Source organism: Streptococcus suis, from assembly GCA_022354845.1.
In the GTDB taxonomy this organism is placed as follows: domain Bacteria; phylum Bacillota; class Bacilli; order Lactobacillales; family Streptococcaceae; genus Streptococcus; species Streptococcus suis_AA.
Window position 1 is genome coordinate 637,449 of the sequence record CP031970.1, and the last position, 25,221, is coordinate 662,669.

The following is a 25,221-nucleotide window of genomic DNA, read 5'->3' on the forward strand; positions in this document are numbered from 1 at the left end:
GGTTGACTCATAATCATTCGAATTTACCTTAGGTCAATTTCGAGTGGTTAAAATATGCTATACTAATAGAGAAAATATTGACACAGGAAGGATTGAATATGTCAAAAGAAACCTTGATTTTACTTTATGGTGGACGTTCAGCAGAACGTGAAGTATCTGTTTTATCCGCAGAAAGCGTTATGCGCGCCATCAATTATGATAATTTTTTTGTCAAAACCTATTTCATTAGTCAGACAGGGGACTTTATTAAGACGCAAGAGTTTTCTCAAACACCGTCTGCCGATGAAAAACTCATGACAAATGCGACAATTATTGAAGAACAAAAAATCCGTCCGAGCGATATCTATGAAGAAAAGGCAGTCGTTTTCCCAGTTCTTCATGGGCCAATGGGAGAAGATGGCTCTATTCAAGGCTTCTTGGAAGTGCTTCGTATGTCTTATGTTGGCACCAATATTTTATCTTCTAGCGTTGCCATGGATAAGATTACAACCAAGCGCGTACTAGAATCAGCTGGTATTGCCCAAGTACCTTATGTGGCAGTTATCGAAGGTGAGAATATTGCGGAAAAGATTGCAGAGATTGAAGAAAAGTTGACTTATCCGGTCTTTGTAAAACCTGCTAATATGGGTTCCAGCGTTGGTATCTCTAAAGCTGAAGATTTAGCTGGCTTACATGCAGCTCTAGACTTAGCATTTAAGTATGATAGTCGTATCCTTGTTGAGCAAGGTGTCAACGCCCGTGAGGTTGAAGTTGGTCTTTTGGGAAATGCTGACGTGAAAACCACACTTCCTGGCGAAGTAGTCAAAGACGTTGCCTTTTATGACTATGATGCCAAGTACATTGATAACAAAATCACAATGGATATTCCAGCCCAAATTGACGAATCAATTATGGCTATCATGCGAGAAAATGCTGCCAAGGCCTTTCGTGCAATCGGTGGTTGTGGACTTTCTCGCTGTGATTTCTTCTTGACAGAAGACGGCGACATCTTCCTCAACGAGCTCAACACCATGCCAGGCTTTACCCAGTGGTCCATGTATCCACTCCTTTGGGACAATATGGGCTTAGCTTACCCAGATTTGATTGAAGAGCTTGTTCGATTGGCCAAAGAAATGTTTGAAAAACGTGAAAGTCATTTAATATAAAACAAGGAAAAGATTGGAAACTTTACCAATCTTTTTTTATTTCATTTTCTAAACCTTTTTCTTGCAAAGGATTGCAAAATGGAATAAAATGGGACATGTTCTGGAGGTGTTTATGTATCAAACGACAGTAAAAGGGAAAGGTCTGTTTCAGGCAATTTCTCAAGGTTATGGTGAAACGATTCATACCTTTGGAGTGACGGAGAAGGGGGAGACTCCCGTTAGTCTAGTCAACATTGGCTTAGCTGCCTGCGTCACCATGTGTGTCCAGGGTTATTATGCCAGCAAAGAAGGCAATAAAACTATGCCTGTTCAGGTGGAGAGTCGTTTGGATAATGAGCACATTGAAGTCTTGGTTGGAATCGGAGAGGAGGTCTCTTCGGAAAAGCAGGAAAAGATTCTTGCATACGTTGAACAAAAGTGTAAAGTTAAAGCTCTTTTAAAAGAAAGTATTATATTTGAGGCAAAATTTTATGTCCTAGAAAGTGTGGAGTAAGATGTTTTTAGCAATTGAAGAGATGCGGCAGAATAAGCTGCGTTATGGCTTGATTTTAGGATTGTTAATTCTAATTTTCTACCTTGTCTTTTTCCTGACTGGTTTGGCTTATGGTCTCATGCAGGAAAATAAAACAGCAGTTGATAAATGGCAGGCAGATTATGTCTTGCTTGATTCAGAAAGCAATCGCTTGATTACAGCGTCAAAAATTGATACAGCTTTGCTTGACCAAGTAGATGCTGGTGACAAGGCATTGATTCGCCAACAGGCAGGAGTTGCATATGTGGATAAAGATGCTGCAACTGATGAAAAAGAGAAAGTCAATATCTTTGCGGTTGAAACAGATAGTTTTATCGTACCGAATATTGTAGAAGGTCGTTTGTATGAAAAAACTGGAGAAGTCGTTGTAGACAAAACCTTGTCAGAGGTAGAAGATTTTGGAATTGGAGATCAAATCTATCTGTCAGGTTCTGATGAAAAAGTGACTATTGTTGGGTATACAGATAATGCTTATTTTGGTGTGGCACCTGTCGTTTATATGGGTTTTGATGCATTTTCAGAATTAATACAGGCAGATAAGCAACAGGCAGCTACTAGTAGTCTGGCCAGTGCCATTGTCATTCGTGGAGATGTCTCCTCAGTACCGGATGAGTTGGAAAAAGTTGCCATTGCAGATTTCATTGAATATCTGCCAGGATATAAGGCTCAAAATATAACATTCGGCTTTATGATTGGTTTCTTGGTCGTCATTTCTGCTATTGTGATTGGTATTTTTATCTTTGTTTTGACAACACAGAAATCTCCGATTTTTGGTTTGATGAAAATTCAAGGTCTTTCAAATGGCTATATCTCAGGTTCTGTACTGGCTCAAACCTTCCTTCTGGCTGGTTTGGGAACTGTCGTTGGATTGGCTGGAACGTATTTATCGTCCCTTGTCTTGCCAAGCGCTGTGCCATTTGAAAATAACTGGACCTTCTATATCGTAATCGGTCTAGCTCTTGTTATATTTGCCCTATTAGGTGCTAGTTTCTCTGTACGTTCTATCTTTAAGGTAGATCCATTACAAAATTTATCTTAGGAGGTTGTTATGAAAACACTCATTTTTGAAAGTATTAGTAAAACCTTCCAAGACGGTAGTCAAACTATTACAGCTCTCAAACCGACTAATTTTAGTATTGAAGAAGGCGAGTTTGTTGCAATCATCGGACCGTCCGGGTCTGGGAAATCAACTTTTTTGACCTTGGCAGGAGGTCTACAAACACCAACAACAGGTCGTGTGTTAATCAATCAATCAGACTACTCTGATCTACCAGAAAAGAAACGTGCTCAACTACGCTATAAGGATATTGGCTTTGTCTTGCAGGCTTCTAATTTGATTCCATTTTTGACAGTCGAAAAGCAATTAACCTTGGTTGATAAGGTCAATAAGAAAACCGACCCAAACAAACATCAAAAACTTCTGGCAGATTTGGGAGTGGCCCATCTTAAAAACAAGTTCCCTAAGGATTTGTCAGGTGGAGAACGTCAGAGGGTAGCAATTGCACGTGCACTCTACAATGACCCAGCCTTGATTCTAGCTGATGAACCGACAGCCAGCCTAGATAGTAACCGGTCCTTTGAAGTAGTGGAACTTCTAGCTAAAGAAGCAAAGGAACGAAATAAATCCATCATCATGGTGACACATGACCAGCGCATGATAGAAAAATGCGACAAGGTATATGAGATGAAAGATGGTGTCCTCACTCAAGTTCGGTAAAAAGTGGTATAATGAAAAGAGCGAAAGCTCTTTTTTAGTTTATTGGAGAAAACCATGAAATTAACCCTACACGAAGTCGCTCAGGTCTTGGGCGCAAAAAACGATATTAGTCTTTATCCCGATACAGCACTCAACAAGGTCGAGTTCGATAGCCGATTCGTCACAACTGGTGACCTCTTTGTTCCCCTCAAGGGAGCGCGTGACGGTCATGACTTTATTCCTGTGGCTTTTGAAAATGGCTGTGCGGTAACCCTGTCTGAAGTCAGCCTTGATGTTCCCCACATCCTAGTAGATGACTGCTTGGCTGCGCTTCAACAATTAGCGGCCTACTACCTAGAGAAAACGGAGGTAGAAGTCATTGCTGTGACAGGCTCAAACGGTAAAACAACCACCAAGGATATGATTCATGATATCCTTGCAACTACATACAAGACTTACAAAACACAAGGCAACTATAACAACGAAATCGGTCTGCCTTACACTATTCTCCATATGCCAGATGAAACAGAAAAACTGGTATTGGAAATGGGGCAGGACCACTTGGGAGACATTCATCTCCTATCTGAAATTGCCAAACCAAGTCTATCAGTTATTACCCTTTTTGGAGAAGCCCATCTAGAATTTTTCGGCTCACGGAAAGAGATTGCCAAAGGAAAATTACAGATTGCGGATGGAATGGAGCCAGGTAGTAAACTCTTGATCCCAGCAGATCCGATTGCGGATAAGCTCTTGCCGAGCCATGTGGATCTCGTTCGTTTTGGTGAAGAGGGAGATTTGCAAGTAACAAGTTTGGTTGAATCGAAGGATAGCCTGACCTTTACCGTAAACTTTATGGAAGGAGACATTTTCCTCCCAGTAACGGGCAAGTACAATGCCACCAATGCCATGGTAGCAAGCTATGTGGGCAAAATCTTGGGTGTGTCCGATGAGGCAATCACCTCAGCCCTAGCCAATCTTAACTTGACTCGCAACCGCACCGAATGGAAGAAGGCAACAAACGGAGCAGACATTCTCAGCGATGTATATAATGCCAATCCAACTGCCATGCGATTGATTTTGGAAACCTTCTCTAGCATTCCAGCAAATGAAGGTGGCAAGAAAATCGCAGTTTTAGCAGATATGAAAGAACTGGGTAGCCAGTCCGTCAATCTCCACAATCAGATGATTCTAAGCCTATCGCCTGATGTGCTAGATACCGTCATTTTCTACGGTCAGGATATTGAAGAGTTAGCCCAGCTGGCTAGTCAGATGTTTCCAATTGGAAAAGTCTATTTCTTTAGGAAAAATGCTGAGCAGGACCAATTTGAAGATCTGGTGAAACAAGTTAAGGAAGTTCTTTGTGGGCAAGACCAAATCCTCTTTAAAGGCTCCAATTCCATGAAACTTGGAAAAGTGGTGGAGGCATTAGAAGTTAAATAGACTTGATTTGAAAATTCCTTTTATTTCAGATATAATAAGAGAGTTGCAGTAGCAGCTCTTTTACATTAGAGTTGCTCAATCAAAGAATGAGGATTATCCAATGTAGACTGTATGAAATCAGGGCCAAGCTCTGCTATGTATCAAAAAAAGAAAATGAAAAGGAAAAAAGATGTCACTACAAGAAGAAATTAAGAAACGCCGCACCTTTGCGATTATCTCTCACCCGGACGCTGGTAAAACCACTATTACCGAGCAATTGCTTTATTTTGGTGGAGAGATTCGTGAGGCAGGTACAGTCAAGGGGAAAAAGACTGGTAACTTTGCTAAGTCTGACTGGATGGATATTGAGAAACAACGTGGTATCTCTGTTACCTCATCTGTTATGCAGTTTGACTATGCAGGTAAGCGTGTCAATATCTTGGATACACCAGGGCACGAAGACTTCTCAGAAGATACTTATCGTACTTTGATGGCGGTGGATGCGGCTGTCATGGTGGTGGACTCTGCCAAAGGTATCGAGGCCCAGACCAAAAAGCTCTTCGAGGTTGTTAAGCACCGCAATATTCCCGTTTTCACCTTTATCAACAAGTTGGACCGTGATGGCCGAGAGCCACTTGATTTATTGCAGGAGTTGGAAGAAGTCTTGGGTATTGCCAGCTATCCAATGAACTGGCCAATCGGAATGGGAAAATCCTTTGAGGGACTCTATGACCTTCACAATAAACGTTTGGAGCTCTACCGTGGTGAAGAGCGTTTTGCAAGTTTGGACGAGGGTGACAGGCTCTTTGGATCTAACCCATTCTATGCCCAAGTTCTGGACGATATCGAGCTCTTGGCGGAAGCTGGAAATGAATTTTCAGAGCAGGCCATTTTGGACGGTGATTTGACACCTGTTTTCTTCGGTTCAGCCTTGACAAACTTTGGTGTTCAGACCTTCCTTGATACCTTCTTGGAATTTGCTCCAGAGCCACATGGTCACAAGACAACGACAGGGGACGTTATTGACCCACTCAACAAAGACTTTTCAGGTTTTGTTTTCAAAATTCAAGCCAACATGGACCCGCGTCACCGCGACCGTATTGCCTTTGTCCGTGTGGTTTCAGGTGAATTTGAACGCGGTATGGCGGTTAACCTGCCTCGTACAGGCAAGGGAGCTAAGTTGTCCAACGTGACGCAGTTCATGGCCGAGTCCCGTGAGAATGTAGAAAATGCAGTTGCCGGTGACATTATTGGGGTTTACGACACAGGAACCTTTCAGGTAGGGGATACCTTGACCGTAGGCAAGAACAAGTTTGAATTCGAACCGCTACCGACTTTCACACCTGAAATTTTTATGAAAGTTTCTGCCAAAAACGTCATGAAACAAAAATCCTTCCACAAAGGAATCGAGCAACTAGTGCAAGAAGGTGCTATCCAGCTCTACAAGAGCTACCAGACAGGCGAGTATATGCTGGGTGCCGTTGGACAGCTCCAATTTGAAGTTTTTAAACACCGCATGGAAGGTGAATACAATGCTGATGTAGTCATGACCCCAATGGGTAAAAAGACTGTCCGCTGGATCAAGCCAGAAGACCTAGATGAGCGTATGTCATCAAGTCGCAACATCTTGGCCAAAGACCGCTTTGACCAACCAGTTTTCCTCTTTGAAAACGACTTCGCCCTCCGCTGGTTCGCGGACAAATATCCTGATGTGGAGTTGGGAGAGAAAATGTAACAACAGTCTGGGAGGAGTGAAACAGTTTGGGAAACTGTTTCAGCTGGTCACCTTAAAACGAAAAAGTGACCATAGAAACCCGAGCCCATAGATGATAAAGCGAGGTGAAAGGTTGGAGATGAGAGCCAACGGGAGTCGGCTTACCTAATTTCGAACTTTCGCGTTTATATAAAACTAGCTTACTATATATGATGGCAAAAACTTCCTAGAGGTTTTTGCTTTTTTTATTACCAGTTTTTAGGTAAAATAGATAAAAATCAACAAAGGAGTCAAATAATGGGACTATTTTCAGGTTTGCTTGGTAATGCTTCGCAATTAAATAATGACAAAATTGAGCAGGAATTAGAACATGTATTGTTGGACAATGAACAGGTTGAGATGGCTTTCAGCTTGGTTCGTGACTTGATTGTGTTTACGGAATATCGTTTAATTTTGGTGGATAAACAAGGGGTGACTGGGAAGAAAGTATCCTATAAGTCTATTCCTTATCGCTCTATTTCGCGCTTTACAGTAGAAACATCAGGACATTTTGATTTGGATGCCGAGCTCAAAATTTGGATTTCTTCGGCTACAGAACCTGCTGAAATTCTTCAATTTAAGAGTGATAAAAGTGTGATTGCCATTCAAAAAGCCTTAGCTACTGCCGTTTTAGAAAAATAGTTACTGATTCGAAGATTCCAATAGATGGTATTTCGTTTTGAAAAATGAATTTAGTAATAAATTTTTTATAGAATGACATATTAAAAAAGCAGAGTAGTGGAATCTGCTTTTTATGAAAACGTATTATTTTTATTTTAAAAGTATTTACTAACGATTATTCCTAGATTGTGTTATACTAGGTAAGTTGCAAGTCTGATACTGGTTAGTTCGCTGCCAGTGGAAATAATTGTTACAAATAACGTGAGATAAGGTAGCTTCGCACTGCCTTTTAGAAAAGAGAAAAAATTGAAATTTACCGAATTAAACTTATCCGAAGATATTTTACTTGCTGTTGAGAGGGCAGGTTTTGAAACGCCATCACCAATCCAAGAGCAAACGATTCCGCTTGCTTTGGAGGGAAAAGATGTGATTGGTCAAGCCCAGACAGGTACGGGAAAAACTGCAGCCTTTGGGCTACCTACTCTAAATAAAATCGACACAAGTAATCCAACTGTTCAAGCTTTAGTTATTGCTCCTACGCGAGAATTGGCAGTTCAAAGTCAGGAAGAGTTATTCAAATTTGGTCGTGATAAAGGCGTAAAAGTTCGCTCGGTTTACGGTGGTTCTAGTATTGATAAGCAAATAAAGGCCCTTCGATCAGGTGCCCACATAGTTGTCGGTACACCAGGACGTCTATTAGATTTAATTAAACGTAAAGCTTTACGTTTGGATGGAGTTGAAACTCTTATTCTTGATGAAGCTGACGAAATGCTCAACATGGGTTTCTTAGATGATATTGAAGCAATCATCGAACGTGTACCTGTGAGTCGCCAAACACTTCTATTTTCTGCAACTATGCCTGAACCAATTAAGCGCATTGGTGTCAAGTTCATGAAAGAACCAGAGCATGTTAAGATTGCAGCCAAGGAATTAACCAATGTCAACGTTGAACAGTACTTTATTCGTGTTAAAGAGCATGAAAAGTTTGATACGATGACACGTTTGATGGATGTTGACCAGCCAGAATTATCCATTGTTTTTGGTCGTACCAAACGCCGTGTCGATGAGTTGACCCGTGGATTAAAATTGCGTGGGTTCCGTGCTGAAGGTATTCATGGTGATTTGGACCAGAATAAACGTCTCCGTGTCATTCGTGATTTTAAAAATGATCAGATTGATGTCCTTGTTGCGACAGACGTTGCAGCCCGTGGTTTGGATATATCAGGTGTAACTCATGTCTATAACTACGACATTCCTCAAGATCCAGAAAGCTATGTTCACCGTATTGGCCGTACCGGGCGCGCGGGTCTATCAGGTCAATCTATTACCTTTGTTTCGCCAAATGAGATGGGCTACTTAGCTATCATCGAAGATCTAACCAAGAAGCGTATGAAGGGGCTCAAGTCTGCGACTGCACAAGAAGCTTTTGAAGCTAAGAAAAAAATTGCTTTGAAAAAGATTGAACGTGATATGGCTGACGACACCATCCGTAGCAATTTTGACAAGTTCAAGAAAGATGCTATCCAGTTAGCGGCTGAATTTACCCCTGAAGAATTAGCACTTTATGTCTTAACTTTGACTGTTCAAGATCCGGATAGCCTGCCAGAGGTAGAAATTGCGCGTGAAAAACCATTACCATTTAAATTTGCTCCTGGACAAGCCAAGGGCAAGGGTGGACGTGGTGGCCGCGACCGTGATCGTGGTGGCCGTCGTGATGGAGACCGCAATCGTGATCGTGGAGGACGCCGTAGTGACCGCACTGACCGCGACCGTCGTGATGACAAGTTTAAACGCGACAACCACCGTCAGGACAACAAAAAATCACACCAACGTACATCAAGTGAAAAGAAAACAGGATTTGTTATCCGAAATAAGGGTGAGAGATAAGTTCAAAACCGCTTCATAATTGGAGCGGTTTTTGTTATACTAGAAGTAGCAAACAGGAGGTAAGACCATGGGTGTTTTAACAATGGACAAAGCCTTTGTATTCTAAAAAACAATACAAAGGAGAACATCATGATTACTTACAAACAAAATCCTCAACTCGATTTTCAAGCTGTCCTAGACCTCTATGCTTCTGTGGGTTGGACAGGCTATAGTAGCCATCCAGAAATGCTAGAGAAGGCCTTGGAACATAGTCTGCTCGTTCTTGCTGCCGTTGACGGTGACCGTCTAGTTGGTCTTTTGCGGGCAGTTGGTGATGGTTATTCTATCATCTTCATTCAGGATATTTTGGTCCTCCCCGCCTATCAGCGTCAGGGAATTGGTCGAAATCTTTTAGAGCAAGCTATTTCACACTTTCCAGGTATTTATCAGCTTCATCTTTTGACGGATAATACTGAGAAAACAAGGTCATTCTATGAAGCACTCGGTTTTACGGCTGTTGATAGTTTAGGCTGTGTTGCTTATACTTATTTAAAATAAGAAACAAACAAGAAAAGCAGAGGCTGGTTGACCAGCCTCTGCTTTGAGCAGATGATTTGAATTTCAAATTAAAAAGAGTAGAATATATTTATCAATAATTAGTAACAAAGGAGATGAACAATGGCAACTGTATTAATTGTAAAGGCCCACCCCCTTGACCCACAAAAGTCCTATGCTTTGAGGGCATTGGAAGAATTTGAAACTCGATTCGCCAGTTTGCATCCAGAAGATATGATTGAAATAGTAGATGTTTTTGAAGACGAGATTCCTACCCTAGATAAACCTTTGTTGGAAGCGATGGCAGCTGCAAAGAAGGGGGAGGAGATTGCATCTGAACAAGCCGAGCGGTTGGAACGGTACAATGCTTTTACTCAGCAGTTTTTGTCGGCGGATAAGATTGTGGTCGTCAATCCCCTTTGGAACCTCAATGTACCAAGTCAGCTTGTTTCATGGATAAATACAATTAATGTAGCAGGCCTGACCTTTAAGTATGGCCCAGAAGGCTCTATCGGATTGATCAAGGACAAAAAGCTCCTGCACATCCAGTCCAATGGTGGTGTTTATGCAGGTCAAGATCCAGCTGCCCAGTACATCAAGTCTATCTTTGAGTTTTTGGGCTTTAAAGACATTCAGCAAGTCTTCATCGAAGGACAATCAGCTGATCCAAGCCAGGCTCAAGCGATATTTGAAGAAGCTATGGGGAAAATTGATAATATTTTACTACATTTCTAATAAAAAATAGCCACGCTTCATTTGGAGCATGACTTTTTTTGCATTTCTGCAATATAATTTAACTTGCTCTGCCGGCTACGTTTTTTAAACAAGGCTTCGGCAGACATGGCTTCCTGCTTACTGCCAAAAGCTTCTTGATAGAGTAGTTTGACAGGCAAACGACCACGTGTATATTTAGCACCTTTTCCACGATTATGAGTAGCAAGTCTTTTTTCCACATTTGTTGTATAACCGGTATAGAGGCTGTCATCAGCACATTCTAAAACATAAAAATAGGCTTTATTTTCCATAATAAATCTCATGAATAGCAGGAGTATAGTCGCCGTTTTCCTCGTGAACAACCAGAGGTGGTAGGATATGTAATCCATCTACAGAACCATCTTTGATAGCCTCAATCAGTAACATATTCGCTTCCTTACTGGCCTTGGGATAGACAAACTGGATGCGTTTTGGAGCCAGTTTGTAGATACGTAGCTTATCTAAAATATCCAAAAATCGATCTGGTCTATGGACCATGGCCAAGCGACCATTGGATTTGAGTACTTGTTGTGCTACCTGGCAAATATTGTCAAGGTTGGTCGCAATCTCGTGTCTGGCTAAAAGGTAATGCTCGCTTTCATTGAGGTTAGAAGATTCATCTACTTTAAAGTAAGGAGGATTGCAGAGCATTAAATCAACTTTTGATCGTAAATCATAATGAGGTAAGTTTGCCAAATCGTCGTTAATCACTGTTAACTGTTCCTCTAAATCATTGAGTTCGATGGATCGCCGATTCATGTCCGCTAAGCGTTCCTGTAATTCAACCTGGACAATCTGAGCCTTTGTACGTGTGGAGGCAAAGAGGCCCACCGCCCCATTTCCGCTACAAAGGTCGACAATCAATCCTTTTTTAGCTGGCATTTTCGGAAAACGCGATAGGAGGACGCTATCAATTGAATAACTAAAAACTTCCCGATTTTGAATAATTTGAACATCTGTTGAGAAGAGCTGGTCAATCCGCTCCCCATCTTGTAATTCTATTTTATGCATATGATAATTATAGCATATTGTAAGAACAGAACTTCAGATTTTTTTCGGAGATAAAATATGGTATAATGTAAGGACTGAAAAGGAGATGACTATGTTTTACGCCTATTTACGTACCTTACTATCTTTTTTACTTTGGGCAATTAATGGAAATATCCATTATCATGATAAAGAAAAAATATTGCCACAAGAGGAGAATTATATTTTAATCGCTCCACATAAGACCTTCTGGGATCCTGTTTTTTTAGGATTTGCTGCTGCGCCAAAACAGTTTATTTTTATGGCTAAAAAAGAACTCTTCAAGGATCGCGGTTTTGGCTGGTGGATTCGCAAATGTGGAGCCTTCCCAATTGATCGTGAAAATCCTGGGATGGCAGCTATTAAATACCCTGTCAACATGTTGAAAAAAAGCAATCGTTCTTTGGTCATGTTTCCTTCTGGAAGTCGTCATTCTTCAGAAATAAAAGGTGGTGTAGCGGTCATTGCCAAGTCAGCCAAGGTTAAACTCATGCCTGCAACCTATGTGGGACCGATGAGCATCAATGGGCTCTTGGCTGGTGAGCGAATCGATGTGGCTTTTGGAAATCCTATCGATGTTTCAGACATCAAGCGCTTGGACGATGCAGGGACGGCTGAAGTAACTCATCGAATCGAAACTGAATTTAAACGTTTGAATGATTACGCAGCATCCTTCCAAACTAAGAAAAAACCAAATATATTAACTTATATTTACCGTCTCCCTATCCTTATCCTAGTAGCAATTATTTTAGGATTAACCTATGTTTTTAGTTACATAGCAAGCTTCTTTTGGAATCCATCGGTAGAATTAAAAAAATGAATTGAAAAACTCGTTTCTGCGGGTTTTTCTTTTTTATTTTCGAATAAAAGGATGGAGGTAAATTTATGGAAGAAATGTTAAACATAGTAAAGGAACATAAGTGGTTTTGTGTAATTGCAAGTATGATGACAGTAGTGGTTGTGAGTGTTCTATTGCTCAACCAGCCTCCTCAGCCTGCAGATCAAACGGGTTTGGCAGCATTTTCACAGGAGAACCAAGCAAGTAGTGTTCCAGAAGAGGTTGAAGAATCCAGTACAGAAAGCAAAACAAGAGATACTGAACAAGAAATCCAACTGGTTGTGGTAGATGTTAAAGGAGAAGTAGAGAGACCTGGACTTTACACGCTTAAGTTCGAGAGTCGCGTCAATGATGCGATTGTTGCGGCTGGTGGTTTTACAGCAGAAGCAAATCAAAAATCAGTCAATTTAGCTCAAAAATTGGCAGATGAAGAGATTATTTACGTCGCACACAAGGATGAGGATATTTCAGTAATAACAGCACCAAATTCAAGTGTTGTAGCTACTCAAACTCAAGAGGAGAGCCAATCTTCTTTGGTCAATTTAAATACTGCCACCGAGGCAGATTTACAAACCATTTCAGGTATAGGTGCAAAGAGAGCGACGGATATCATTGCTTACCGTGAAGCCAATGGTGGTTTCAAATCGGTTGATGATCTGAATAATGTTTCAGGAATTGGTGATAAAACGATGGAAAGTATCCGACCATATGTCACGGTTGATTAGACTCCCCTGTAAGCCCATTCACTTTGCAGTTTTGGCGGTGTTAACCTACTTTGCAGTTCACTCTTTTTCCCTTTTGACAATGAGCCTGCTGAGTCTGTTACTAGCAGTCTTTGGGCTTCGGCAAGGAAAGGTGGTCTTCATCAAAACGCTACCGCTTCTAGCCTTATGTGGTCTCTTCTTCGAATGTCAGAAGATACAATGGGAGCGGACAAATCTATGGGCTCCAGAGCAAGTAACAACTGTGCAGGTTATTCCTGATACCATTGATGTCAACGGAGACAGTCTATCTTTTCGTGGTCGGGCTGAAGGTCAAGTTTTTCAGGTTTTCTATAAACTTGCAAGTCAGGAAGAACAAACCTATTTTCAGGAGCTTACGGACTTGGTGCAGTTAGAGGTAGATGCAGAAGTTAGCCAACCAGCAGGTCAACGTAATTTCAATGGTTTTGATTATCAGGCTTATCTCAAAACCCAGGGCATCTATCGGACAGTAAAAATAAGTACCATTAACAATATTCTCCCTATTCATTCTTGGAATATCTTTGACTGGTTGTCAACCTGGCGGAGGCAGGCTCTCGTTTATATCAAATCTCATTTTCCTGCTCCAATGAGCCACTACATGACTGGATTACTATTGGGAGAGTTAGATAGTGACTTTGACCAAATGAGTGACCTCTATTCTAGTTTAGGGATCATTCATCTCTTTGCCCTGTCTGGGATGCAGGTTGGTTTTTTCATTGACAAATTTCGCTGGCTTTTATTGCGTTTGGGTTTAACAAAGGAAACTGTCGATAAGCTTCAAATTCCGTTTTCTCTTGTTTATGCAGGATTGACAGGATTTTCAGTCTCAGTCGTGCGGTCCTTGGTCCAGAAAATTCTGGGTAATCTTGGACTACGAAAATTGGATAATTTTGCAGCAACAGTCTTTGTTTGTCTCTTGCTTATGCCACGGTTTCTTCTGACTGCAGGCGGTGTGCTAACATTTACCTATGCTTTGTTATTGACAGTCTTTGATTTTGAAGAGCTAAGGCAACTTAAGAAGGTAGCAGTGGAGAGTCTGAGTATTTCTCTTGGAATTTTACCGGTCTTGATGTCCTATTTTTTTGCCTTTCAGCCCTTATCTATCCTTTTAACGTTTGTTTTTTCCTTTGTTTTTGATGTGTTGTTGTTACCTGGGCTATCTGTCATTCTTTTACTATCGCCCTTCATTAAAATTACGTGGGTCAACGGATTCTTTATCCTTATGGAAAAGATTATTGTATGGGTGGCAGAATTGGGGATTAGCCCTTGGATTTTAGGAAAACCTACGGGCCTTGTCTTTTTGCTCTTGCTGGTCTGCCTTTTCTTGCTTTATGATTTTCACAGAGAGAAGAAATGCCTCCTAGGACTGAGCCTGATGCTTGCTCTGCTATTTTTCATAACCAAACACCCGCTGGAAAACGAGGTGACGGTGGTAGACGTAGGGCAGGGGGATAGTATCTTTTTGCGGGACATGCGGGGGCGGACGGTTCTGATTGATGTGGGTGGTCGGGTTGACTTTGCTGCAAAGGAAGCTTGGCGGGAGCGGTCTAGGGAAGCAAATGCGGAGCGAACTCTGATTCCTTACCTGCATAGTCGAGGTGTGGATAGGATTGATAGCTTAGTCTTGACCCATACCGATGCAGATCATGTGGGTGATGTGCTAGAAGTGGCTAAGCAGATTCAGATCGGTAAGATTTACGTTTCTCCAGGTAGTTTGACTGTACCAGATTTTGTTGCGACTTTGAGGAAAATAAATGTCCCTGTTCATGTTGTAAATCCTGGAGATCGATTGCCCATTTTTGATTCCTATCTAGAAGTTCTATATCCCAATGGAATCGGAGATGGTGGCAATAATGATTCGATTGTACTCTATGGTCGTTTGTTAAAAACGAATTTCCTCTTTACCGGTGACTTGGAGCAAGGGGAATTAGATTTAATCACTTCTTATCCGCAGCTACCAGTCGATGTGCTGAAAGCAGGTCACCATGGTTCCAAGGGCTCTTCATATCCAGAATTTTTAGACCATATTGGAGCAAAAATTGCTCTGATTTCTGCTGGTGAAAATAATCGCTATCAACATCCACACAAGGAAACTCTGGAACGTCTCGACAGTCAAAATATGCAGGTTTACCGAACGGATCTGCAAGGAGCAATCCGTTTCCGAGGTTGGAAACAGTGGAGTATTGAAACGGTAAAAGAGTGACGCTCTCTCTGTAGCTGTTTTCTTTTTTGCATGGTATAATGGAGAGAAGAATACGGAGAGATTATGACAGTAATTGAACAGATTGAACAAATAAAAAAAGGGAACTTAGGTTTATTGACCATTTTGTGTGGTGAAGATGTTGGTCAATATCACATTGCGAAAGACTTACTGATGAAGCAACTGGAATTTGATACTTCGGACTTGGGTTTTGCCTATTTTGATATGTCAGAGGCTGACTATCATCAGGTGGATTTGGATTTAGTTTCTCTTCCTTTCTTTTCTGATGAAAAAGTAGTGATTCTTGATTATTTCGCAGATTTAACAACGGATAAGAAGCGCTACTTGACGGACGACGAACTGAAGCAATTTGAGGCTTATTTGGAAAATCCAGTTGAGACCACGCGCTTGATTATTCTAGCACCTGGTAAGTTGGATAGTAAGCGTCGACTTGTCAAACTTCTGAAAAGAGATGGATTGGTTTTAGAAGCAAATCCTCTAAAGGAAATGGAGCTGAAGAATCATTTCCAGAATGAAGTCGGTCGACTTGGGTTGCGGATGGATCCAGATGTTTTTCACTATCTTATGGTAAAATCCAACTTTGATTTTGCAGAAGTTAGTAAAAATTTGGTCTTTCTACAATCCTATAGAGGACAGAATGAAATTTCGCTGGCCGATATAGATGTGGCAATCCCAAAGACTCTTCAAGATAATATCTTTGATTTAACTCAACTTGTCCTTCAAACTAAAATGGATGAAGCAAGCCATCTTGTTCGGGATTTACGATTGCAAGGAGAGGACGAAATCAAGTTGATTGCGATTATGTTAACTCAGTTTCGCACCTATCTTCAAGTGCAAATACTACATGAGCAAGGTCGTGGTGAACAGCAGATTGTTACTGCGTTGTCAGATTTATCTGGTCGCAAGATTAATCCCTATCAGGTAAAATATGCCTTGCGTGATTCAAGAAATCTGTCGGTTGGTTTTTTGAAAAAGGTCGTCAAGCTATTAATTGAAACAGATTACCAAATTAAAACAGGACAATTTGATAAAGATTATCTATTTGACATTGCCTTGCTAAGAATCGCAACATCGTAATTTTCAGACAAATAAATTGAAAAGGCTCTCAGAAAGGGATACAATAGAACTATCAAATTTATAGGAGAACAGAATTATGGCGATTATTTTACCAGATTTACCTTATGCTTATGACGCTTTGGAACCACATATTGATGCGGAAACAATGACTTTGCACCATGATAAGCACCATGCAACTTATGTAGCAAATGCCAATGCAGCACTTGAAAAGCATCCTGAAATTGGCGAAGATTTAGAGGCTCTCCTTTCAGATGTTGAACAAATTCCAGCAGATATTCGTCAGGCCTTGATCAACAATGGTGGCGGACATCTTAACCACGCTCTCTTTTGGGAATTACTTTCTCCAGAGAAAACTGAAATTTCTGAAGAGTTGGCTGCAGAAATCGATGCGACATTCGGCTCTTTTGATGCCTTTAAGGAAGCATTTACTACAGCTGCAACAACACGCTTTGGTTCAGGTTGGGCTTTCTTGGTAGTTAATAAAGAAGGAAAATTAGAAATTCTTTCAACCGCTAACCAAGATACACCAATCATGCAAGGATTGAAGCCAATCTTGGCTCTCGATGTTTGGGAACATGCATACTACCTAAACTACCGCAACGTTCGACCAAATTACATCAAAGCCTTCTTTGAAGTGATAAATTGGAACAAGGTTAACGAACTTTATAAAGCTGCAAAATAAACTATTTACTCTTCCATTGGGGAGAGTTTTTTATGTAAATAGACTCTAGCCCTACCTTAGCCACGGTAGAAAATTCATCAAAATGCTTTACATAGGTTGTTAGTTAGGGTATAATATAGTCTGTGTGTAATGGACACACGAAAATACAGTTTATCCGCTGGGTTTAAAAGCACCTAAGATTGACAAAGATAGGAGAATAAAATGAATCCATTAATCCAAAGTTTGACTGAAGGTCAACTTCGTACTGACATTCCTTCATTCCGTCCTGGTGACACTGTACGTGTTCACGCTAAGGTTGTCGAAGGTAACCGCGAACGTATCCAGATTTTCGAGGGTGTTGTTATCTCTCGTAAAGGCCAAGGCATCTCAGAAATGTACACTGTACGTAAAATTTCTGGTGGTGTTGGTGTTGAGCGTACTTTCCCAATCCACACTCCACGTGTTGATAAGATTGAAGTCGTTCGTTACGGTAAAGTTCGTCGTGCTAAATTGTACTACCTACGTGCATTGCAAGGTAAAGCAGCACGTATCAAAGAAATCCGTCGTTAATATAGTCCCTTGGACTGACGTAGTCGGAATGAGAAGAGGCAGCGTTAGCTGTCTTTTTTCGTTCTAGACATTTATTCAGCAACAGTCTATGATGATATCGAAAAAGACGGGCGGTTTGGTAGAATACTGAGAAGAGATATCTGGAAAAATATGAGACAGACGTCTCGCAATCTTTCTATTCATCATTAATTGTGATAAACTAAATATAATATCATATGGTTGGCAGTTTTCTAATACTGCCAATACTTGTTTCATCTTTTAGAAAGTCAGAAATGAAAATAATAAAACAACTTTGGTGGTTTTTTAGGCTAGAGAAAAAACGGTATGTAATGGGGATTGTTTCCTTGTGCTTGGTAAGTGCATTGAACTTGCTTCCGCCCTATATCATGGGAGAAATTATTGATCAGATTGCAGGGAACCGTTTATCAGGCAATCAACTTCTGATTGGGGTAGTTGGTTTGGTTCTCTCTGCAATCGGTATGTATGTATTGCGTTATATTTGGAGAATGAATATTCTAGCGACTTCCTTTCGGCTTGGCAAAATTATGCGTGCTAGGCTATTTGAACATTTTATGAAAATGTCTCCACCCTTTTTTCAAAATCACCGAACAGGTGATTTGATGGCGCACGCTACTAACGATATCAATGCTTTGACACGATTAGCAGGTGGAGGAGTGATGTCATTTGTCGACGCGACGGTAACGGCCCTCATGACCTTGGTGACGATGTGTTTCATGATTTCTTGGAAAATGACCCTAGTTGCCATTCTGCCCTTGCCTTTTATGGCCATGACAACTAGTTTTTTGGGCAGAAGGACACATGAGAATTTTAAGGCTTCTCAGGCAGCTTTCTCAGAATTAAATAACAAGGTTCAAGAATCGGTATCAGGTATCAAAGTGACCAAGTCATTTGGTTATCAGGAAAAGGAAACTCATGCATTCCAAGAAGTCAATCAAGCAGCCTATTTACAAAATATTAAGACCATGCGGTATGATGCCATGTTTGATCCAGCCGTTTTATTCTTTGTTGGTCTTTCTTACGTATTGACCTTGTTCGTTGGTGCTCAATTTATTCGACAAGGTCAGGTGACAGTTGGGCAACTCGTAACCTTTATGACCTATTTGGATTTACTGGTTTGGCCATTAATGGCGATAGGATTCTTATTTAATATTACACAACGTGGCGCTGTTTCTTATGAGCGTATCCAACGATTATTAGATATTCGTTCAGATGTTGAAAATCCACAGAATCCTTTACCTGCACCTGAAAATGGAGACATTCGTTATGAAATTGATGTATTTTCATATGAAGAACAACCGACACTTGAAGACATCTATTTCACTATTGAAAAAGGGCAGACGGTTGGTCTAGTAGGTCCTACAGGGTCTGGGAAAACTACTTTATTAAAATTAATCTTGCGTGAATATGATGTGGAAGATGGTCGTATTTTATTGAACAATGAAAATGTAAAAGACTATCGTTTAGCAGATTTGAGGAGTCTGCTGGGCTATGTTCCCCAAGATCAGTTTCTATTTGCAACAAGTATTTCAGAAAATATCCGCTTTGGACATCCCAATTTGGGAGAAGAGGAGATTGAGGAAGCTGCTAAAATTGTTCATGTGTATGATGATATAATGGATATGCCTGAAAAATTTGACACCGTTGTGGGAGAAAAAGGTATTGCCTTATCTGGTGGACAAAAGCAGCGATTGGCTATGGCACGCGCAATGATTTTAAATCCAGAAATCCTATTGTTAGATGATTCCTTATCAGCAGTTGATGCCAAGACGGAACATGCTATTATTGAAAATGTCAAGGAGGGCAGACGAGGTAAAACAACCATTATCACAGCCCATCGTTTATCGGCAGTAGTCCATGCAGATATGATTTTGGTATTAGAGAATGGGCGTATTACTGAACGGGGACGTCACCAAGAATTACTTGAGAAGAAAGGTTGGTACTATAATACATATAGGATGCAGCAATTGGAAATGGAGGAGTATGATGAATAAGAAAGCACCACAAAATGTCTTTTGGCGGCTATTGTCCTATGTCAAACCTTATCTATTTCTAACCATCGCTGCCTTAAGTTTTTTATTGTTAACCACAGTTATTCGTAGTATCATTCCCTTGCTGGCATCTTATTTCATTGATCATTATGTCCATCAAGTAACAGATGGGGTTTTGTTGGTTTTAGGTGGCTATTTTGGTCTGTATATCCTCCAGATGTTGTTTCAGTATATTGGTAATTTTTGGTTTGCTAAGGTTTCTTACAGTATTGTTCGAGATATTCGCCAGGATGCCTTTTCTAAAATGGAATCTTTGGGGATGGCCTATTTTGATCAAACACCGAGTGGTTCGATTGTATCTCGATTGACAAATGATACGGAGAGTATTTCAGAGATGTTTTCTGGGATACTGTCCAGCTTCATTTCCGCTATTTTTGTCGTAGCTGTCACTTTGTATACCATGTTTGCTCTTGAGTGGAAATTAACCAGCCTCATTGTCCTCTTTTTACCAATCATTTTTATATTGGTGAATATGTATCGAAAAAAAGCAGCACCCGTTGTGGAAAAAACACGGAGTTTATTGAGTCAAATCAATAGTAAACTTGCTGAGAGTATTGAGGGAATTCGGATTATTCAGGCCTTTAGACAAGAGGAACGTTTATCTGATGAGTTTGAAGCTATTAATCAAGAACATCTAGCCTTTGCCAGTCGGTCAATGGCTTTGGATAGCCTGTTTTTGCGACCTGCTCTTTCGCTGATAAAAATACTAGCCTATGCTTTTCTAATGACCTATTTTGGCTTGGATTGGTCAGATGCACCGGTTTCCGCAGGACTCATTTATGCTTTTATCCAATATGCCAATCGTTTATTTGATCCTCTTTTAGAAGTTACCCAACACTTTTCAACCCTTCAGACTTCTATGGTGTCTGCGGGGCGCGTGTTTACTCTAATGGATCAAACGATTGAGGAGCCAAGGCAAGAGAGTACGGATGTGCGAATCATTAAAGGTGATATTGTCTTTGAAGATGTGTCATTTTCTTATGATGGCAAGCGGAAAATTTTGGATCATGTTTCATTCGAAGTAAAAAAAGGACAAACCATTGCTTTTGTTGGGGCTACAGGATCTGGAAAATCTTCCATAATAAATGTATTTATGCGTTTTTATGAATTTCAATCGGGCCGCATCCTTATTGATGGACAAGATATACGTCAATTCGCACCTCACGAATTGCGTTCTAATATTGGGCTTGTATTGCAGGAACCGTTCTTGTATCATGGAACAATTGCTTCCAACATTCAAATGTATCAAGATATCAGTCAGGATGACATTATTGAAGCTGCTCGTTTTGTTGATGCAGCACCATTTATTGAAAAATTACCTAATGGTTACCAACAGCTTGTTACAGAGAGGGGTTCTTCCTTTTCAACTGGGCAACGGCAGTTACTTGCGTTTGCAAGAACCATGGCTAGCCAGCCCAAGATTTTGATTCTAGACGAAGCGACTGCTAATATTGATTCTGAAACAGAACAGACTGTTCAGCATTCACTTGAAAAAATGAGAAAAGGACGTACAACCATTGCAATTGCGCACAGGTTATCAACGATTCAAGATGCAGATTGTATTTACGTTTTAGATAAAGGCAAAATTATTGAATCAGGTAGCCATGAAGAATTACTAGCCCTCAAGGGAACCTATCATCGGATGTATGAGCTTCAGGCTGGCCAATTGGCACTGTAATTAAATCCGTAGGAGGTATTATGATGACTCAACCACATATCCCATCAGTCATGTCTGATTTACGACAAGATATTGTTCAAATGCCCGAAGTCATAAAAGAATGTAGTGGCATTCGCATTTATGGTCGTCGCATTCGTTCCATCTTATTTACCACCGATGTTTCAATTATTGCGAATCATAATGCGGATGCCATTCTAGCGGTTTATCCCTTTACTCCAGTTCCTGCCATTATTAAGAGTATCATGATGGTTGCTTCTGTACCTGTTCTGGCTGGCGTGGGTGGTGGCTTAACAACTGGTGTGCGTTCGGCTAATATGAGCTTATTGTCTGAATCAGAGGGAGCCTATGCTGTTGTTGTAAATGGCCCAACTACTGTTGAAACAATTGAGGAAATCAATAAGGTCATCGATATTCCCATTATTTATACAGTTGTTTCAGATAAATCTGATATCAAATCTCGGATTGAAGCGGGGGTTGATATCTTGAATGTTTCATGTGGTGTTGAAACCCCGAAAGTTGTAGAAAAAATTCGGAAAGAGTATCCCGATTTTCCTATCATGGCAACTGGTGGACCAACCGAAGAATGCATTCGTCAAGTTATAGCAGCTGGAGCAAATGCCATTACCTATACCGCCCCAAGTAATGGGGAATTGTTCAAAGGAAAAATGGAAAAATACCGTAAACATGCAGCAGACTAAAACAGTCTCAGTCTTGCATTCTGTCCTTTTCTGAGTTACAATAGAAAGGCAGACTTCCCTTAGTTAAATGGATATAACAAATTCCTCCTAAGAATTAGTTGCAGGTTCGATTCCTGCAGGGGAGATAGAAATACAGAAAAAACCCTTGATACACAAGGGTTTTTAACTTTCTTGCCCCGAATTCGCCCCAAATTTTTCCATTAAATTTCTGACTTTGTCGAATGATTGTTCTTGTTTGGCCTTAAATAAGTGCGAATATGTTTTCAATGTTTCAGTTGCATCCTTGTGTCCAACTAACTTGACAATGGTCACAACGTCCACATCATGATAGATTAGCCAGCTAACGTAGGTATGACGCAAGCCATGTACATTAAATGTTTGACGTGTCTTTTTCTTTAAAATTTTATTTTCGCCAGTCCCGGTCAATTTGGTAAATAATCTTTTATCTGGATTGTCTATATATCCAACTTTCATGTACTCGTCGTATACTTTCAGCCACTCGCTATCAAACGGCATATCTCGTTCTGATTGCGGATTCTTAGTAGGTCCCCAACCTTTCTTCTTTCCGTAAACTTTGTAAGTCCTGCGGATTTGTAAACACATATTTTCGCGGTCAACGATAGGTTCTGTAATGCCGGTTGCTTCCGAAAATCGCAAACCCGTCTTTCCAATTGTGTACAGGAAGAAGTGGGACTGGTACTTGATTGTCTTTCGATAATCTGTGATTAATTGTTCATATTCATCTAGTTCTAAATAATTGTCTTCTTCTCTTTTGGACTCGATATCGGAGAAAACTTTGACAATTTCGGTAAAATCTTTTTTTAAAATACCTTGATGGAAAGCAACTTAAATTGATGCCCTTATATGCGAATTGAACCTTTTGACACTATCTTTCACATAACATTTTGCCAGTTCGTTTATAATGTTTTGATAGGAAGTAGCATTTATCTTTGAGAGTTTCGTTTCAGGGAAATATTTAGTAATTAGTTGTCGAGACATTGGTTGTGGGATATGATGATGAACAAGATGCCAGAGTTGCAGCAGATAAAATCAGTAGGCTTATAGTGGTAATTTTTTTCATTGTATACTCCTGCGCTTTCGCTTTGGTCATACTAGGTCTTTCAGGAATGCTAATCATTGGCTATTGCATTTACAAGGGCACAATAAATATTCAAAAAGTGGTTAACCGCCTAGAGGTTACCATTGAAGCGAATTCATAATACTATATATATAATAAAACTACAAAAAACGCATAAAATCAAGCTTGGTTGGAAGACGATTTTATGCGTTTTACTTTTCATGGCAATATCAGCTTATTTTGGGAACTTGGTATTTATGCATATTTGGTGTTAATGCATATAATATGTATTCTCTTCCATTTATCTCACTTGCATTCCATAAATGGTTTGCTTTCGATTGACAAAATACGCTATGATAAGTACGGGTATTGCGTATTGGATGATACTACTTCCGAACACTTCGTATCCAATAAAAATAGGAGCTAGTAAGGTATTGGTGGCTGTTCCAAATACGGCACAATACCCAAGGGCTGCAGCAAGTTCAGTTGGTAGACCTAGTAATCCTGCTAAAACAGCCCCAGAACTTGCTCCAATCGCAAAGAGTGGGGTAACTTCGCCCCCTTGAAAACCTGCAGCCAAACAAAGACAGGTGAGTAGGAGTTTTAGTAGCCAATCGTAAGCAAACACCTGTTCCCCAGCTAAACTTGCATCGATCAAATTGGTTCCTAAACCAGTATAACGACCTTGATGGAAGAAAAATAGTAGAACGGTCAGTCCAACTCCCATGATAGCTATTTTAATGTAAGGATTTGGAAGCCATCGAGTTGAGATGCTTTTTGATTGCGTCAAAAACCAGGCGAATAAATTGCCGATGAAACCGAAGCAAAGGGCAATAAATAGCCATTTAAAACTATCTGTAAACTGGAATGAAAAAGATGAAATAGTGTGGGAAAATTTCTCTAATCCCAATAAATGGGAAGTAGTAGAAGCTGTGAAGGCGGCAACTAGACAATAGGGGAGACTAGTCCAAGAATATTGGCCAACGATTAAAACCTCAATGGCAAAGAAACCAGCAGCCAATGGTGTTTGAAATAGCCCTGCAAAACCTGCGGCCATACCAATCTTTGTTATCATGTCTTTTGGCAAGTGTGTGAAACCATGTTTTTTTAACCAGTGTGAGAGACTGGCTCCAAGTTGGACAGCTACCCCCTCGCGACCAACGGAAGCGCCAAAAAGATGACTGAGCCAAGTTGTAGCGATGATGAGCGGAATGAGAACTGGAGAAATTTGTACTATCTCCCCTTGTCCAGCTTTGAATACTAAGCCCATACCTGCTTGAACTTCCCTCCCCCATTTTTGATAAATGAAAATAATCAGCACCCCTACAAGTGGCAGAAAGGGGATTAGATATATAAAATATTCAGATCGTAAGTCTCCAACCCCTAGTAGAATTTTCCCAAAAAGTGTGGTGATAATTCCTGCACCGACTCCAATTAAGCAAGAAAAGAAAAGGAGTTGGATGGCATGTTTCATCTTATTACTCATGATTCGCTAATTTGGAAGATTGATATGCTCTTGATTGGGCTATCATATCACTAAAGGTCGCTTGAATAGCAGAGCGGTAATCATCCTTTTGGACTAATTTTCCAACTCTTTCAAGAACAGCTTTTTCTCGGTTGGTATCCAAAACAGGCTTACCTGTTGCTCGTTTGTAGGCTGCGACTTGATCAACAAGCTCCATTCGTTTTTCCAATAGTGCAACAAGTTCCTCATCAAGCTGATTAATTTGTGAACGAATCATATCTAAATCCATTATTTACTCCTCCAGAGATTGTTTCAGTTGGTTTTTAGTATAGCAAAAAACAAGGCGAAAAACCAGCCTTGTTAAGAATGTTTACCAACTTGCTTTTTTAACCCCAGGGAGTTGACCAAGATGGGCTATTTCACGGAAAGTAATTCGACTCACACCGAATTTTCGCATATAAGCATGCGGACGGCCATCTGTCCGGTCTCGGTATTTCAGTCGATTTGGATTTGAGTCGCGAGGCAATTTTCTGAGTGCTTGGTAGTCACCTTTTTCTTTGAGACTTTTTCGCAAATCTGCATAACGTTCGATTAGTTCCAACTGCCTCTGATAGCGGGCCATTTTTGATTTTTTAGCCATAAAATTCTCCTTTTCCTAAAAACTTAACCAGTTAATTATATATCAAAAAAATAAAGATTGCAAACAATAGGTGTACAATCTTATTAATAGGCTAAAAAAACAGACCAGACCTATTGA

At 40.4% G+C, this 25,221-nt stretch carries 25 protein-coding genes, 1 tRNA gene and 1 pseudogene; 21 read left to right on the forward strand and 6 right to left on the reverse strand.

Translation table 11 applies throughout. The features are described from left to right. Window positions 1–98 precede the first annotated feature (98 nt). The 10 genes from D2A30_03395 (at window position 99) to D2A30_03440 (ending at window position 10,322) form a co-directional block, all read left to right on the forward strand. On the forward strand, window positions 99–1,145 hold the full coding sequence (locus D2A30_03395; GenBank protein ID ULL20707.1) for a D-alanine--D-alanine ligase: 1,047 nt from the start codon (window positions 99–101) through the stop codon (window positions 1,143–1,145). A 112-nt stretch (window positions 1,146–1,257) separates the two neighbouring features. Then, complete coding sequence (locus D2A30_03400; GenBank protein ID ULL20708.1) at window positions 1,258–1,638, forward strand: OsmC family peroxiredoxin; 381 nt, start codon at window positions 1,258–1,260, stop codon at window positions 1,636–1,638. A 1-nt stretch (window position 1,639) separates the two neighbouring features. Beyond that, window positions 1,640–2,716 carry an ABC transporter permease gene (locus D2A30_03405; GenBank protein ID ULL20709.1) on the forward strand — a complete coding sequence of 359 codons (1,077 nt, stop codon included), beginning with the start codon at window positions 1,640–1,642 and terminating at the stop codon, window positions 2,714–2,716. A gap of 9 nt (window positions 2,717–2,725) precedes the next feature. After that, window positions 2,726–3,394, forward strand: coding sequence for an ABC transporter ATP-binding protein (locus D2A30_03410; GenBank protein ID ULL20710.1), 669 nt, complete (start codon window positions 2,726–2,728; stop codon window positions 3,392–3,394). A gap of 54 nt (window positions 3,395–3,448) precedes the next feature. Next, entirely contained in the window at window positions 3,449–4,813 is a 1,365-nt protein-coding gene (locus tag D2A30_03415; GenBank protein ID ULL20711.1) for a UDP-N-acetylmuramoyl-tripeptide--D-alanyl-D-alanine ligase, read from the forward strand. A 169-nt stretch (window positions 4,814–4,982) separates the two neighbouring features. Next, complete coding sequence (locus tag D2A30_03420; protein ULL20712.1) at window positions 4,983–6,527, forward strand: peptide chain release factor 3; 1,545 nt, start codon at window positions 4,983–4,985, stop codon at window positions 6,525–6,527. A gap of 276 nt (window positions 6,528–6,803) precedes the next feature. After that, entirely contained in the window at window positions 6,804–7,187 is a 384-nt protein-coding gene (locus tag D2A30_03425; protein ID ULL20713.1) for a PH domain-containing protein, read from the forward strand. 285 nt (window positions 7,188–7,472) lie between these two features. Further along, a complete protein-coding gene (locus tag D2A30_03430) occupies window positions 7,473–9,053 on the forward strand; it encodes a DEAD/DEAH box helicase (protein ID ULL20714.1) in 1,581 nt (526 codons plus the stop codon). Between the two features lie 129 nt (window positions 9,054–9,182). Then, window positions 9,183–9,590 (forward strand): N-acetyltransferase, encoded by a 408-nt coding sequence (locus D2A30_03435; protein ID ULL20715.1) that lies wholly within the window; start codon window positions 9,183–9,185, stop codon window positions 9,588–9,590. A gap of 120 nt (window positions 9,591–9,710) precedes the next feature. Continuing rightward, window positions 9,711–10,322, forward strand: a complete 612-nt coding sequence (locus tag D2A30_03440) for an FMN-dependent NADH-azoreductase (protein ULL20716.1) — start codon at window positions 9,711–9,713, stop codon at window positions 10,320–10,322. Window positions 10,323–10,339: 17 nt separating this feature from the next. On the opposite strand, the gene D2A30_03445 is transcribed toward D2A30_03440, so the two are convergent. Both D2A30_03445 and D2A30_03450 read right to left on the reverse strand, forming a co-directional pair. Continuing rightward, window positions 10,340–10,612 carry a GIY-YIG nuclease family protein gene (locus D2A30_03445; protein ULL20717.1) on the reverse strand — a complete coding sequence of 91 codons (273 nt, stop codon included), beginning with the start codon at window positions 10,610–10,612 and terminating at the stop codon, window positions 10,340–10,342. Beyond that, window positions 10,602–11,351: a tRNA1(Val) (adenine(37)-N6)-methyltransferase gene (locus D2A30_03450; protein ULL20718.1), complete on the reverse strand. Its 750-nt coding sequence runs from the start codon at window positions 11,349–11,351 to the stop codon at window positions 10,602–10,604. Before D2A30_03450 ends, D2A30_03445 begins: the two co-directional genes overlap by 11 nt. Window positions 11,352–11,442: 91 nt before the next feature. Here D2A30_03450 and D2A30_03455 point away from each other — a divergent pair, with 91 nt between their 5' ends. The 10 genes from D2A30_03455 (at window position 11,443) to D2A30_03500 (ending at window position 22,046) form a co-directional block, all read left to right on the forward strand. Next, window positions 11,443–12,186: a 1-acyl-sn-glycerol-3-phosphate acyltransferase gene (locus tag D2A30_03455; GenBank protein ULL20719.1), complete on the forward strand. Its 744-nt coding sequence runs from the start codon at window positions 11,443–11,445 to the stop codon at window positions 12,184–12,186. Window positions 12,187–12,251: 65 nt separating this feature from the next. Continuing rightward, entirely contained in the window at window positions 12,252–12,929 is a 678-nt protein-coding gene (locus D2A30_03460) for a ComEA family DNA-binding protein (protein ID ULL20720.1), read from the forward strand. Next, entirely contained in the window at window positions 12,913–15,150 is a 2,238-nt protein-coding gene (locus D2A30_03465) for a DNA internalization-related competence protein ComEC/Rec2 (GenBank protein ID ULL20721.1), read from the forward strand. Before D2A30_03460 ends, D2A30_03465 begins: the two co-directional genes overlap by 17 nt. A 63-nt stretch (window positions 15,151–15,213) precedes the next feature. Next, window positions 15,214–16,245, forward strand: coding sequence for a DNA polymerase III subunit delta (locus tag D2A30_03470; GenBank protein ID ULL20722.1), 1,032 nt, complete (start codon window positions 15,214–15,216; stop codon window positions 16,243–16,245). A gap of 76 nt (window positions 16,246–16,321) precedes the next feature. Beyond that, window positions 16,322–16,927 carry a superoxide dismutase gene (locus D2A30_03475; protein ID ULL20723.1) on the forward strand — a complete coding sequence of 202 codons (606 nt, stop codon included), beginning with the start codon at window positions 16,322–16,324 and terminating at the stop codon, window positions 16,925–16,927. A gap of 201 nt (window positions 16,928–17,128) precedes the next feature. Continuing rightward, window positions 17,129–17,476 carry a 50S ribosomal protein L19 gene (locus D2A30_03480; GenBank protein ULL20724.1) on the forward strand — a complete coding sequence of 116 codons (348 nt, stop codon included), beginning with the start codon at window positions 17,129–17,131 and terminating at the stop codon, window positions 17,474–17,476. A 272-nt stretch (window positions 17,477–17,748) separates the two neighbouring features. After that, on the forward strand, window positions 17,749–19,488 hold the full coding sequence (locus D2A30_03485) for an ATP-binding cassette domain-containing protein (protein ID ULL20725.1): 1,740 nt from the start codon (window positions 17,749–17,751) through the stop codon (window positions 19,486–19,488). Beyond that, window positions 19,478–21,223 (forward strand): ABC transporter ATP-binding protein, encoded by a 1,746-nt coding sequence (locus D2A30_03490; protein ULL20726.1) that lies wholly within the window; start codon window positions 19,478–19,480, stop codon window positions 21,221–21,223. Before D2A30_03485 ends, D2A30_03490 begins: the two co-directional genes overlap by 11 nt. Window positions 21,224–21,246: 23 nt before the next feature. Beyond that, window positions 21,247–21,921, forward strand: a complete 675-nt coding sequence (locus D2A30_03495; protein ID ULL21981.1) for a hydrolase — start codon at window positions 21,247–21,249, stop codon at window positions 21,919–21,921. Between the two features lie 53 nt (window positions 21,922–21,974). Further along, a tRNA-Arg gene (locus D2A30_03500) sits at window positions 21,975–22,046 on the forward strand. A 37-nt stretch (window positions 22,047–22,083) separates the two neighbouring features. On the opposite strand, the pseudogene D2A30_03505 reads toward D2A30_03500, so the two are convergent. Beyond that, window positions 22,084–22,911 (reverse strand): annotated as a pseudogene (locus tag D2A30_03505) (site-specific integrase). A gap of 8 nt (window positions 22,912–22,919) precedes the next feature. On the opposite strand from D2A30_03505, the gene D2A30_03510 reads away from it, so the two are divergent. Next, complete coding sequence (locus D2A30_03510) at window positions 22,920–23,141, forward strand: hypothetical protein (GenBank protein ID ULL20727.1); 222 nt, start codon at window positions 22,920–22,922, stop codon at window positions 23,139–23,141. Between the two features lie 159 nt (window positions 23,142–23,300). On the opposite strand, the gene D2A30_03515 is transcribed toward D2A30_03510, so the two are convergent. From D2A30_03515 to D2A30_03525, 3 genes are all read right to left on the reverse strand, one after another. Then, the gene (locus D2A30_03515) at window positions 23,301–24,485 is read right to left on the reverse strand and encodes a voltage-gated chloride channel protein (protein ID ULL20728.1); all 1,185 of its coding nucleotides are present in this window, start codon (window positions 24,483–24,485) and stop codon (window positions 23,301–23,303) included. Next, a complete protein-coding gene (locus D2A30_03520) occupies window positions 24,478–24,753 on the reverse strand; it encodes a chorismate mutase (protein ULL20729.1) in 276 nt (91 codons plus the stop codon). Before D2A30_03520 ends, D2A30_03515 begins: the two co-directional genes overlap by 8 nt. An 81-nt stretch (window positions 24,754–24,834) precedes the next feature. After that, a complete protein-coding gene (locus D2A30_03525; GenBank protein ULL20730.1) occupies window positions 24,835–25,104 on the reverse strand; it encodes a 30S ribosomal protein S14 in 270 nt (89 codons plus the stop codon). Window positions 25,105–25,221: the final 117 nt, after the last annotated feature.